This is a genomic window from Candidatus Cardinium hertigii (genome assembly GCF_050864915.1).
Classification (GTDB): domain Bacteria; phylum Bacteroidota; class Bacteroidia; order Cytophagales; family Amoebophilaceae; genus Cardinium; species Cardinium hertigii_D.
The window spans coordinates 32,791-46,359 of the sequence record NZ_JBOZWY010000001.1 but is presented as its reverse complement, the minus strand read 5'-3'; the positions used below and the strand labels follow the sequence as shown (position 1 = coordinate 46,359).

At 35.5% G+C, this 13,569-nt stretch carries 10 protein-coding genes, 1 tRNA gene and 1 pseudogene; 4 read left to right on the top strand and 8 right to left on the bottom strand.

The genetic code is table 11. The annotated features are described in order from the left end of the window. The first annotated feature begins 9 nt into the window (after positions 1-9). The 3 genes from ACRRVD_RS00180 (at position 10) to trmB (ending at position 1,840) form a co-directional block, all read left to right on the top strand. Positions 10-83 (top strand) — tRNA-Ala (locus ACRRVD_RS00180). 181 nt (positions 84-264) lie between these two features. Beyond that, positions 265-1,026 (top strand): type I methionyl aminopeptidase, encoded by a 762-nt coding sequence (gene map, locus ACRRVD_RS00175; RefSeq protein ID WP_432461174.1) that lies wholly within the window; start codon positions 265-267, stop codon positions 1,024-1,026. A 160-nt stretch (positions 1,027-1,186) separates the two neighbouring features. Continuing rightward, complete coding sequence (trmB, locus tag ACRRVD_RS00170; RefSeq protein WP_432461173.1) at positions 1,187-1,840, top strand: tRNA (guanosine(46)-N7)-methyltransferase TrmB; 654 nt, start codon at positions 1,187-1,189, stop codon at positions 1,838-1,840. A gap of 224 nt (positions 1,841-2,064) precedes the next feature. Here trmB and ACRRVD_RS00165 read toward each other — a convergent pair. After that, positions 2,065-2,166, bottom strand: a pseudogene (locus ACRRVD_RS00165) (IS481 family transposase); the annotation flags it as partial. A 709-nt stretch (positions 2,167-2,875) separates the two neighbouring features. Between ACRRVD_RS00165 and ACRRVD_RS00160 the strand changes: the two are divergent. Further along, entirely contained in the window at positions 2,876-3,886 is a 1,011-nt protein-coding gene (locus tag ACRRVD_RS00160) for an ankyrin repeat domain-containing protein (protein ID WP_432461172.1), read from the top strand. Between the two features lie 491 nt (positions 3,887-4,377). Here ACRRVD_RS00160 and lon read toward each other — a convergent pair whose 3' ends face one another. From lon to ACRRVD_RS00125, 7 genes are all read right to left on the bottom strand, one after another. Next, positions 4,378-6,870: an endopeptidase La gene (gene lon, locus ACRRVD_RS00155; RefSeq protein WP_432461171.1), complete on the bottom strand. Its 2,493-nt coding sequence runs from the start codon at positions 6,868-6,870 to the stop codon at positions 4,378-4,380. A 101-nt stretch (positions 6,871-6,971) separates the two neighbouring features. Continuing rightward, positions 6,972-8,276, bottom strand: a complete 1,305-nt coding sequence (gene rseP / locus ACRRVD_RS00150; protein ID WP_432461170.1) for an RIP metalloprotease RseP — start codon at positions 8,274-8,276, stop codon at positions 6,972-6,974. A 138-nt stretch (positions 8,277-8,414) separates the two neighbouring features. Continuing rightward, positions 8,415-9,785, bottom strand: coding sequence for an ATP-dependent protease ATPase subunit HslU (gene hslU, locus ACRRVD_RS00145; RefSeq protein ID WP_432461169.1), 1,371 nt, complete (start codon positions 9,783-9,785; stop codon positions 8,415-8,417). A 216-nt stretch (positions 9,786-10,001) separates the two neighbouring features. Then, positions 10,002-10,763, bottom strand: coding sequence for a metal ABC transporter ATP-binding protein (locus tag ACRRVD_RS00140; RefSeq protein ID WP_432461168.1), 762 nt, complete (start codon positions 10,761-10,763; stop codon positions 10,002-10,004). Between the two features lie 2 nt (positions 10,764-10,765). Beyond that, the gene (locus ACRRVD_RS00135; RefSeq protein ID WP_432461167.1) at positions 10,766-11,722 is read right to left on the bottom strand and encodes a metal ABC transporter solute-binding protein, Zn/Mn family; all 957 of its coding nucleotides are present in this window, start codon (positions 11,720-11,722) and stop codon (positions 10,766-10,768) included. A gap of 177 nt (positions 11,723-11,899) precedes the next feature. Beyond that, entirely contained in the window at positions 11,900-12,811 is a 912-nt protein-coding gene (locus tag ACRRVD_RS00130) for a metal ABC transporter solute-binding protein, Zn/Mn family (protein ID WP_432461166.1), read from the bottom strand. 39 nt (positions 12,812-12,850) lie between these two features. Further along, the gene (locus ACRRVD_RS00125; protein ID WP_432461165.1) at positions 12,851-13,510 is read right to left on the bottom strand and encodes a metal-dependent transcriptional regulator; all 660 of its coding nucleotides are present in this window, start codon (positions 13,508-13,510) and stop codon (positions 12,851-12,853) included. Positions 13,511-13,569 lie beyond the last annotated feature (59 nt).

Here is a 13,569-nt window from a genome sequence, read left to right as displayed (position 1 = left end):
TAAAAAAATGGGGGATTAGCTCAGCTGGCTAGAGCACTTGCTTTGCAAGCAAGGGGTCATCGGTTCGAGTCCGATATCCTCCACTTATGAGCGTTTGTTCCTAGCTTAACCAGTTTACAAAAAGATGCTAAATTATTCACTAAAAATGCCATTTAGCCGTACACCACTATAAAAGATCTACGCATCAATCAACACAATAAAGCTTTAAAATAATTTTAAATTAAGTGTGGCACACAATTTGATTCTGGCCTCTAATGGTTCTATATGATAAAAGTACGATCGCATATTGAACGAAAGCTATTACAACAGGCAGGCCATATTGTGGCACTTTGTCATGATGTTTTAAAAAACACCATTCAACCAGGTGTTAGTAGCCTAGCCTTAGATGCCATGGTAGAGGAAACCATTCGAAGAAACGATGCAAATCCTGTATTTAAAGGGTACCGTGGCTTTCCGAATGCTACTTGTATCTCTGTTAACAATAGCGTAGTACATGGTATACCCAGCAATCAACTATTGGAGGAGGGCGATATTGTTTCCATCGACATAGGCGTAAAGTATAAAGGGTACATTGGAGACAGTGCTTGGACCTACCCAGTAGGCAACATCTCTGATGAGAAAAAATTTTTATTGGTCCACACTGAAAAAGCTTTATGGGAAGGATTAAGCGTGATTAAAGCAGGCATGCATCTATCTACCATTTCTCACGCCATAGGTCAATATGCTACACAACATAAGCTAAGCATTGTAAAAGAATTGGGTGGACATGGCGTAGGCACCAGGCTTCATGAACCACCTGAAATTCCAAACTATGGTAAACCTAATCAGGGACCTATTTTAAAAGCTGGGATGATATTGGCTATAGAACCTATATGCAATTTAGGACATTCAGCTATTAAAACTTTACGAGATGGTTGGACCATTGTTACCAAAGATGGAAAAGATTCAGCACACTTTGAACACACTATTGCTGTTGAAGAAGAAGGGTATACTATTTTAACTACCTTAATGCAAGAATCCGCTTAATACGTTACAAATTTTAAGGTAGAGAACCAAACCTTCACCCTTAGCAATCGGGTATATCCATGCCAACTAGTTGGCCCAATATTAGTCCATCGATTGAACCATCCTTTTGAATGGTTGCTTAACCATGTCTATTTAAGCGTTATGCGCACTAAATAAAATTATGAGGCAAAAGCGCAAGCGTTTCGAGGCAAACAAATGGTTGAAACATCTTATAGAACCAGCACAACCGATTTATAATACTATTAAAGGGCAATGGAATAATTTATATTTTCAAAACAATCATCCTATCACCCTAGAAATAGGTTGTGGCCATGGTGCCTATACCATAGGGCTGGCTAAAATATTTCCAGAAAGAAATTTTATAGGGATTGATATTAAAGGAGACCGGTTGTGGAAAGGTGCAGAAGAAGCCAAAACATGTGGCTTAAAAAATGTTGCCTTTCTACGTGCACAGGCAATCCATCTTTTGGATTTTTTTTCAGAAAATGAAGTGCATGAGATTTGGATTACTTTTCCAGATCCTAGACCTAAAACTAGGGATATAAAACGTAGACTGAGCAGTATTCGTTTTTTAAACCTATATGAGGCCATACTTATAGAAGGTGGAGCTATTCACCTAAAAACAGATAGCAACTTGCTGTTTAAGCACACATTAGATTGCCTACAAGAAAAGGGAATAGAACCCCTTAGCTATACGACAAATCTATATCGTTCTTCATTAATAGATCACCATTTTGGTATTCAAACTACCTATGAAAAGCGATTCATAGCAGAAGGGATGCAGATCTATTATTTATGTTTTACGTTAAAATAACGTCAGTCGTACGTTTGTATTAATAAGATTATCTTAGCTGTTTAGTACCAGTAAGAAATGGTTTGAATTAATATTAAAATATTCTGTATTTTTTTCCCATGTATCCAAAATAGCTTTCCAATATAGTTTACCCCTCTGCTGTGCTTACTTCTCCTATATCTATATAAAAATAACCAATGGAATAAGATTTGAACTTTTTCTTCTGATTAATAAAAGGTTTATATATCAAGTGGCAGTTGCGTCAGCTTTCTAAAAGCTATGACTGCTGTCTCCTGAGAACTACTTAATACTTTAGATCTACGTTCTTTAGGACCCATAGGTAAGTCTTTAGGACTTTCTCTAAAAAAAATGGGTTCATATATCTAAATCAAATTAGGTTTGGTATGGAAATATTGCTTACATTACTATTAAAACTACTAGTATAGTAGATTAATCTATTTTGAATCCATAATAGACTGGTACAGCAAAGCGATGCCAAGTTACAAATTATACCATAGTATGGATAGAGCGCTCGTAACAAATCTGTTATAAGAAGGGATTAGGAAATAGTCTGCACCCGTATTCTTTAACAGTGATCAAGGTAGTCAGTATACTAGTTATAGTCACATAGTCCCTATTAAAAAGTCATCGTATTAAAATATGTATGCATGTAAAAAATAGAAGTATTGTTCATATTGTAATAAAAAAGTTTTTTAAGGCCCTTAAATACAATAATACAATTGCCTGGTTATAAATGATTTTAAAAGCATGTAAGATTTCAAGAAAGGTATTAATACATACTTACATAAGTAACTATAATGATCAAAAAATTTATTCCAGCATTAATTATCAAAAAACTATCAAAGTTTATGTGAGGTAGCTAAAAACCAAGGCTATAAAATGAGGGAAAGCAGGCAACATTTTTTATAAAAAAGGGGCAGGTTTTTTCGGGCTACTATAGTTAAATAATTTAAAAACATTTATATAGTTAAAAACAAAGACATATAACCTATTCTAAATCAAATAAAAATTCGATAAATACTTAATTTAATAAATATGCGTACCAAGTCAAGATTAAATATTAAATATTCCAATCCAATCGCAGTAACAACTATTTGTTTTTTGTTAATGGGAGATTCCTGTAATAACTCTAACAAATTAAATAAATCTGTATCTACAAACCAAATTAATATCAATAAAGTCGATGAAAATGATTCTACTAAATCTCTATCCACAAACCAAAGTGATGTTAAGAAGGTAATCTATGTTAGCGATACCAATCTTCATAATGCATCATATAGAGGTGATATAGAAACTGTCCAGTCGCTATTGAAACTTCCAGGTATTCTCGTGAATGAAGAAAGTGATTGTGGATTAACTCCCCTTCATTATGCAGCATGTAGCGGTCATATAAAAGTAGTGAAAGCATTACTGGAACATTCAGACATTAAGGTTAATGAAAAAGACAACTATGGACAAACCCCATTGCATATTGCAGCATTTAATGGTCATATAGAAGTAGTGAAAGCATTACTGGAACATTCAGAAACTAAGGTTGATGAAAAGAATAATTGTCGCCAGACCCCATTTCATATTGCAGTATCTAATGGTCATATAGAAATAGTGAAAAAATTACTAGAATATTCAGAAACTAAGATTAATGAAAAAGATGGTTTTGGACAGACTCCACTGTATATTGCAGGACACAATCTCCATATAAAATTAGTTAAAATACTACTAGAACATTCAGCAATTAGGGTTAATGAAAAAGATAATTATGGCCAAACGCTACTCTATTTTGCAGCGTGTAACGGTCATATAAAGTTAGTTAAAACGTTACTAGAGGCTCCAGGAATTGACGTTAATGAGCAAAAATATGGATCTCCTGCACTCTATTTTGCAGCGTGTAACGGTCATACAGAAGTAGTTGAAGCCTTATTAAGCTTTCCAGGCATTAAGGCCAATAAAAAATATAAGAACAAATATACTCCTCTTGATATTGCAAAAGCAAATAATCATTCATCTTGCGTTAGTCTTTTAGAAAAAGCCCTAAAAAAAGCAAAATAGAGAACAATTTGTAGCAAGTGTTCGATAAAGCAATAGGTGTTAAGTTAAGAATATTATATCTTGGACATTAAAAGATTTCATCGTCAATAATTTTTATTATGATAAAAAAGAAAAAAATATGAAGTATCGATTCGTTTAAAAACGAACTACATTAAGTGTATTAGTTGAACTTTAATTTAACAATTGTCAGATTAAATCTTAACTACTACACTTTAGGCATAGCCTATCAACAAGCCAAACAAAACAATGGTTCACCCGGCATAGACGGAGTAACCTTTGAGATGATAGAAGCTTCAGGCTTGGACGAATTTCTAGCAAACATAAGATCAGAACTACAATGAAAAACCTGTTTCCCATCAAGGAAAAGGATCGTAATGATTCCCAAGTACAATGGCCACAAAATAAGAAAGCTTTCTATAGCTACCATCAAAGATAGGGTATACGAAACAAATTATCTCATTTTCTGTCCAGTTTTTTCGGTCCACTACAGTTTATGGTTTATTTTTTTCCGTTATCGGTTCAGCTAAATTGCCATCCCAAACTTTGGGATTAGCTATTTTATTTTCTTGAAGTGCCAACTGATAGACTTGATCTACAGAATCTACATAGTGAAATATTAAATTTTCACAATAGATTTTTTTTATTTCTTGTACATCCTTTTTGTTTTTGCTGCTGAGTATAATTTCTTTCATACCTACACGTTTTGCTGCCAGAATTTTTTCTTTAATACCACCTACTGGCAGTACTTCGCCACGTAAGGTAATTTCCCCTGTCATAGCCAAGCAATCTTTTACCTTTTTCTGCGTATATAAAGACACCAATGAGGTAAAAAGGGTAATGCCTGCAGAAGGACCATCCTTAGGAACTGCCCCAGAAGGCACATGAATGTGTAGATCATAATTTTCAAATACATCATGTGATACATCAAGATACTGGTCATTGGCTTTTAAGTAAGAAAGCGCTGTCATAGCAGATTCCTTCATGACTTCTCCTAAATGACCAGACAAATTAATCCTTCCTTTTCCTTTACTCAAGACAGATTCTATAAAGAGAATTTCACCACCAACAGCCGTCCAGGCTAAACCAATCGAAACACCAGGTAAAGATGTGGTTTGATAAGGTGTTTGATCAAATGGCTCTGGTCCAAGTAAAGTAATAACATCAGTTGGTTTGATTTTTTTAGTATAAGTTTCCGCTAAAGCAATGGATTTTGCGCTCTTTCTGCAAATATTGGCTATTTGACGAGATAGTTCACGTACGCCAGATTCACGCGTATAACTTGCTATAATGGTAGCCAAGGCATCATCTTGTATGGATAGATCAGTAGCTTTAAGGCCATGTTCTTTTCTTTGTTTGGGGAAGAGATATTTTTTTGCAATTTCTATCTTTTCTTCTAGAAGATAGCCACTTACTTCAATGACTTCCATTCTGTCTTGTAAAGCAGATGGAATACGGTCCATTGAATTGGCAGTGGCTACAAATAGAATTTTAGAAAGATCATATGGCACTTCCAAAAAGTGGTCCACAAAAGCATTGTTTTGTTCTGGATCTAGCACTTCTAGTAGTGCAGATGCTGGATCTCCACGCATGCCATCTATTTTATCTACTTCATCTAGTACAATAACCGGATTAGATGAACCACTCTTTTGAATGTTATAGATAATTTTTCCAGCCATTGCACCAATATAGGTTTTTCTATGTCCACGTATTTCTGCTTCATCATTTAGCCCACCTAGTGCAATACGTGCATATTTCCTACCCATTGCTTTGGCAATAGACTTTCCTAAAGAAGTTTTTCCTACTCCAGGAGGACCACATAAACATAAAATAGGTCCTTTCATATTTTTTTTTAGCCGTACAACTGCTAAAAATTCTAAAAGGCGCTCTTTTACTTTTTCAATACCATAGTGGTCTGCATCAAAAATTTTTTTGGCCCGGTTCAGGTCTAAATTGTCTTTAGTATAATGCTCCCAAGGCAAATCTACGAGCAGCTCTGCATGGTTGATGCTAATGGAATAATCTGGACTATGTGGGCTAATCCGTTCAGCTTTTTCCAATGCCTTTTTAAAATAATTGGCTACTTCTTTAGGCCATTGTTTTTTATTTCCTTTTTCACGTAATGTATCGATTTCATCTGAAACGTCGTTTTCGCCTAGTTCATCCTGTAGCACTTTAACCTGCTGCCTTAAGTAATAATCTCGTTGTTGTTGACTAATATCAGAGTGTACTTTATCTTGAATCTCTTTTTTAAGCTCTGAGATTTCTAATTCTCTTAAAAGATGCTTTAAGAGCAAATTGGCTCGCTTGGTGCTATTGCTTAACTCTAGTAACTTTTGCTTGTAGTGGATATCTGTATTTAAATTAGAAGCCAAAAAATAAGTAAGAAAATCAAGACTTTTAATATTGGTTAGCATGGCCTGTGCTTCGCTAGAACCATCAGGTCGAAATTTAAGAATCTTAATCGCTACATCTTTTAAGGACTGCATAAGTGCAAGAACTTTTTTGTCTTCCTTATAAGGTTGATCCTTTAGCAGTTGAATAGTAGCTTCTAGTCCTAACGACTCTGTAAAGAGTTGAATGGTTTGAAATTTTTGTTTACCATGTACCAAAGCAATGGTTTTACCATTTGGTAAATTAATAATTTTAATAATTTTGGCTAGTGTACCTATTGGATATACGTCGGTTTGTTTACCTTCAAGGTTTTCTGGGTTGCGTTGTGCAATGATGCCTAATAGGCCATCTTTTTCATGTATGACTTCTATCAAATGGATGGCCTGTCTTTCTTTAACAGCAATAGGGACGACAACGTTAGGAAAAAGAACCATATTACGAAGTGCCAACAAGGGTATTCTACCTTGGGTGTGGTCATCAGAGAGCTGTTCTTTTTCATCAGAGACAATCAGTTCTACCATACCGCCTATGCCGTCTTCACCCCATCCAGAAGCAAGTCCTCCATCCATTACTAGTGATTTATTGAAGTACATATGGTTATAAATGATTTCTAATTTATCTTTTTAGCATGACTTTATATGATTGTACACTTAAGTACTATGCTAAAAAGTAAAAATAATATGGGTATAACTACTTATAGTAGCTTACGAATATCATTACCCAATGCATAAAGCATAAGTAAAAGCATAAGGATCATGCCGAGTTTTTGAGTGCTTTGTAAAAATTTATCGGAAAGTTTTCTGCCAGATAGCACTTCATACAATATACATAAAGCATGCCCTCCATCTAATGCTGGAATAGGTAGTAAGTTCATTAAACCAATCGTGATGGATAACAAGGCAACCAGGGTCCAGAATTTATATCCAATAAATTCGTTGCCAAAATTTTGGGCTATACTAATCGGACCACCTAAGGATTTTTTTAAAGCAAGTTTGCCTGTCATTAATTTCCATATGGTTAAAAAATGGCATTGCATCAACTCTAAAGCTTTTTTTAGGCCAATGGGAATAGATGCTATAAATGAATAATGTAGTTTCCTATATTTAGTCTGAGCCCATTTAATACCTAACCCCTGTGGGTTTATCTGGACCTGGGTAGTCATTTTTATCCCATTCCGCAAATAGACTACTTCAACTGTTTTATCCAAACAAGTTTTAACTATCCTTATGAAGCCATATACATCAAGGATAGATTGGCCAGCTAGCTTAATAATTTGATCTCCAACCATTAGGCCTGCTACGGTAGCACTACTGTTTGGGCGAACTGCGTGAATCACACAGGGAAAAATGGGCCGTATAAAAAAATCTTTTTGTATATCTGATAAGTTTTCTAGTAGATTTTCTGGAATGGGTAGTGTGAATGAGTGACCATCTCTGTTGATGGTATAATAGCTTTTACTACGAAGTAAAAAGCTGGGTGATAAAACATCATTAAAATCATCAAAATTTTTTCCATTTATTTTCATAATTTTATCGCCTGTTTTAAAACCTATTTCTCTAGCTAGTGCACTTGGTATGATCCCATATTTATTTACTTCATCTTTAGGTAAATAGGTCTTCCCCATTATATAAGTTAAACCAATCCATATACATATGCCACTTAGTAGGTTAAAGATAATACCACCTAATATAGTGAGGCATCGCTGCCAGGCTGGCTTTGAACGGAATTCCCAAGGTTGTGGACTATTTTGCAAATGATCAATCGCCAACGATTCATCGACCATACCTGCAATCTGAACAGCTCCACCCAAAGGAATCGATCCTAAGGCATACTCTGTTTCCCCCCATTTGACTTTAAATAGTTTAGGAGGAAATCCAATCATATAGTTATTGACCCGCATTTTAAATAGCTTAGCAAAAAGCAAATGACCCAATTCATGTATACCAACTATGATGAATAGGGCCGCTAAGAATTGAGTTGTTTTAATAAAAAAGGCCATATAATGTAGCAATCATTAAGTTAATCTTATTAGGAAGCAGTTCTTAAATATAAGCAAAAAATAGCACATACGCCTTGAATAAATGGTCTATGTTGCGCAATAGAGGCTACAAAAAAAGCAACTTGAAAGTAGCATGCGTTATAAAATATACGCACTAAGGTCTTTCTGTTTTATTAAGTCAGCCAGCGCTTCTTGGACCATTTTTTTGGTGATGGTAATGGCGGTATCGGGCGTAATGGTATCTGGCACATCAAATAGAATAGGCGTTAATAGATGGCTCATTACAGTTTGCAACCGCCTTGCACCAATATTTTCTATCTCTTCATTGAGGAGATAAGCAATGGCAGCAATTTCTTGTTTGGCTTCTGGGCTAAAATCTAGCCTAACGTTTTCTACGGCTAACAATGCTTGATACTGGATGGGTAATGCACTTTTAGTTTCATCTAGAATCTTATAAAAATCCTTTTGTGAAAGATTTTCTAAAGTCACACGAATGGGAAACCGACCTTGTAATTCTGGAATAAGGTCAGATGGTTTAGCCATATGAAAAGCACCTGCCGCAATAAAAAGGATATGATCTGTCTGAATGGGACCATGTTTGGTCTGTACTGTACTTCCTTCTACAATGGGTAAAAGATCTCGCTGAACCCCTTCCCGACTTACACCTGGACCATTGCCTTGACCAGCCTGGGCAATTTTATCTATTTCATCTATAAAAATAATCCCCGAATGGCTAGACCTTGCTAAGGCTTCTTCTTTAACCGCATTCATATCAATGAGCTTGCCTGTTTCCTCTGTCAATAGCAACGCGCGTGCCTCTGCAATAGTCACTTTTCTTTTTTTAGTTTGTTTGGGTAAAAAACTGCTCAGCATATCCTGAAAATTCATTACAAATCCTTCTTCCATGGCAGGACCAGCCCCTAGACTATTTATATTACCCGCTGGAATGGTCTTGGTTATTTTAATTTCTATTTGTTGTTGATCCAGTTGACCACTTCTTAATTTTTCACGAAAGCGTTCCCGCGTAGTATGGCTGCTTTGTGTAGTATCTAAAGAAGTATCTTCGCTTTTTTTTGTTGAAAGGGGGGGGAGCAATATATCTAAAATAATTTCTTCTACTTGTTCAATCGCTTTATGCTGGATTATTTCGATTTTTTCTGACTTTACCATGGCTACAGCACGTTCTACTAAGTCTCTTACCATACTCTCTACATCACGCCCTACATAGCCTACCTCTGTAAATTTGGAGGCTTCTACTTTCAGAAAAGGAACTTTTGCAATTTTGGCCAATCGCCTAGCTATTTCTGTTTTGCCTACCCCAGTCGGTCCAATCATTAAAATATTATTTGGTACAATATCTTCCTTTAAGACTTCTGTAACCTGCATTCTGCGCCATCTATTCCGCAAGGCAACGGCCACATTACGTTTGGCTGCTGCTTGGCCGATAATATATTTATCGAGTTTTTTTACAATTTCTCTAGGTGTAAGGGTATCGGGATCAGTTGACATAGTTGTTATAATTGGTTCGGTCTATATAAATTATTTTGTTTGATGGCAATATATTTTATTTGTTTTACGTAAAAAACCGCTAAGCGCACGCTATGGGGATGCAACCGTGAGCATACAATAACTTACTAATATTTAGTAGCAATTTATAGGTTAATAGAACGATTCTACTCCTAACTCTATGTAACCTGAACGGTGGAGATGCTATAGGGAAACCTATCACCGACACTTATTGGAAGAGAGGCTCAAGCAAGGCAATCTACTATGATAAGTTTTTTCAAGAAAATCAGCTGTAAAGACCTTTTTTGTATCACCGGCAGCTATAAGTTTATGGTTAAGCAAGACCAGCCAGTCAAAATAACTATCTACTGACCCCAAATCATGGTGTACGACTATAATGGTTTTACCTGTTGCCACCATATTTTTTAAGAGTGCAATAACAATTTTTTCTGTAGTAATATCTATACCTGTAAAGGGTTCATCCATAAAATATAATGCTGCATCTTGGGCCAACGCCCTAGCTAAAAATACTCTTTGTTGTTGCCCTCCAGATAGTTCCCCAATTTGCCGTTTGGAAAGATGTGCGATACCTAATTCTTCTAAGCACTGCATAGCTATTACTTTGTCTTTTTTATTAGGCCGTTCAAAAAAACTTAATCTACTATATCTGCCCAAAAGGGCAATATCAAATACAGAAGCAGGAAAGTCCCAATCTACTGATTCCTTTTGAGGCACATAACTGATCTGTCTTCTTACCTTGTTGATAGATGATCCCAATAACTTTATTTCACCCTGTTGATAAGGAATAAGCCCCATAGCAGCTTTCAATAGCGTAGATTTACCTGCCCCATTGGGACCTATTATTCCAATGATTTTATGTGATGGTAGATCAAAACTAATGTTTTCCAACACAACTTTGCTATTTGCGTAGGAAACAGTTAAATCTTTTATCTGTACAATATGCTTGTCTGTTTGTATCATCCTTATTTCAGTGCATTTACAATCGTGGTAGTATTGGCGCTAACCATGCCACAATAAGTGGCTGCTAAAGTATCAGGCGCACCAAGGGCATCGGAATAAAGGCATCCTCCTATCTTTACTTTGTATCCATAATGGGCACAACCTTCTAATACAGCTCGCATCGATCTATCTGAAACAGAAGTTTCAAAAAAAACTGCTTTAATATTCCGTGCTATAATAAGGGCTATAATACGCTTAATATCTTTTAAGCCACATTCAGATATAGTAGAAATTCCTTGTAAGCCAACTACTTCTATATTATAAGCCTTACCAAAATAACCAAAAGCATCATGTGCAGTGATTAATACCCGTTGCTTAAAGGGAATAGACTGAATTTGCGCAGTTATGGCTTGATGTAATGCCTCTAATGTTTCCATATAAACCAATGTATTTTTTTGATAGTAATCGGCTGATTCAGGTCTTGCTTCTTGTAACTTTTTACTAATAAAACCAACTACCTGTTGCCATAGTTTTACATCAAACCAGATATGAGGATCTATACCAATAGAACACATATCGTCAAATAATAGCTGTTTTGGCATAAGGGCATCACTAACGGCATACGTTTTTTTTTCTTTGGCCACTTTTTGCAATAAGTCAGTCATTTTACCTTCTAAATCAAGGCCATGATAAAAAATCATATTTGCATGTCTAAGGTTTTGAATATCTTTTTGAGTAGTTTGATAGATATGAGGATCTATACCAGGTCCCATTAGGCTAACTACCTGAGTATCGCCTTTTACAATATTTTTAACGGCATCTTCCAATATACCTGTAGTGGTTAAAATAACAAATGGTTCATCTGAAGTACCACAGCAAGAGGATAAAATCAAACAAAAAAATAAACAAGCAGTGCCATACATATTGGATGATATGGATCTAGTGAGATTGGCCAGCATAGAGAATATTATATTTAACACTTTACTGATTGAGCCATGATCGTTATAGCTTACTAAGCTAAGTCTTTCCTGCTCCTTAGATAAGCCGACCCAATATTACTCCCCTTATAATTGTATACAAGCTACAATGCAAAGCTAACTTTTTCCCTATAATTTTACTATTTGTAGAAGTAATTTATTTTCACTTTATGGTTGCCTTTAGATTATATCCTTTTTAAGTGCATTAACAATTGTTATGGTATTCGTGCGAATCATTCCACAATAGCTTCCTTCTACCGTATTAGGTGCACCAAGCGCATCTGAATAGAGGTACCCTCCTATCGCTACCTTATGTCCATAATGCGCACAACCTTCTAATACAGCACGCATCGATTTATCTGAAACAGAAGTTTCAAAAAAAATTGCTTTAATATTTCGCTTTATAATAAGCGATACAATACGTTTAATGTCTTTTAATCCACACTCGGATGCAGTAGAAATACCCTGTAAACCAACTACTTCTATATCATAAGCCTTGCCAAAGTAACCAAAAGCATCATGTGCGGTAATCAATACCCGTTGTTGCTTTGGAATGGATTGAATTTGGCGTGTAACCGATTGATGTAATGCCTCTAAGGTCCTTAAGTAGGCTATTGTATTGTCTTGATAATAGGCTGCTGACTCAGGCCTTGCTGCTTGGAGCTTTTGACTGATAAAACGAACTACCTCCTTCCATATACTTACATCAAACCAGATATGAGGGTCTACACCAATCGCACCATCGTATAGTAGTTGTGTTTGATTGAGCGCTTCACCAACGGCATAAACTTGTCTTTGTTGGGCCATTCCTTTTAACAAATTAATCATTTTACCTTCTAAATCAAGACCATTATAAAATACTATATGGGCATGTTTAAGCTGTTGTACATCTTTTTGAGTAGTTTGATAGGTATGGGGATCTATACCAGGCCCCATTAAGCTTATTACACGTGCGTCCTCTTTAACAATGTTTTTAACCGCATCTCCCAGCATACCTGTGGTGGTTAAAATGGTAAATGGTTCATCTGTATCGTTGGTACAGGAAAATAGGGTTAAACAAAAAAACAAATAAAAAATCTTATATCTATTCAAGTAGAGATGTTTTATAGAAATAGTCATCTTATTACAATACTATAAAGTGATTAAAATATTATCTGTTATTTTACGAGATATATTAATTTTATATTGGTTATCAATAGTTACATCCATCGATTCATCAAATTTAATTTTTTCAATAACTGTCATTTTAGCTCCTAAATAGATATTTCTTTTACCGAGGTATTGTAGAAAGGAAATGGAATCATCTTTAATGGCACTTATTATACCACTTGTACCTTCAGGTACATCTGTCATCAATAGTCTAGGCTTGGTTACAATTTTTCCATCTGCATTTGGAATTACTATTCCATGGGGATTACAATATGGGTTGCCTAGAAAATGTTCCAATCGATTTATGAGTATATCAGAATCAATATGCTCTAGTTGCTCCGCTACTTCATGTATTTCATTCCATCCAAACTTTAATTTTTCTACTAAGAAAACTTCCCAAAGTAAATGTTTGCGTAAAATTTTTATAGCCGATTGTTTTCCTGTCTCTGTCAAGGTTACGCCTTGGTATTTGCGGTAGACCACTAAGCCTTTATGATGTAGTTTTTGCATCATATCCGTAATCGAGGCAGCACGGGTACGTAAAAGCTCGGCCATAGCAGTAGTCGAAACCAACCTTTCTTGCCCTTCCGAAAGCATATAAATAGCTTTTAAGTAATTTTCTTCTGCATGTGTACGTTTCATACCTCTATTGGATAAATTTAGACAAATTTAAATAATTTTTTAGACAAACCTAAAAATTA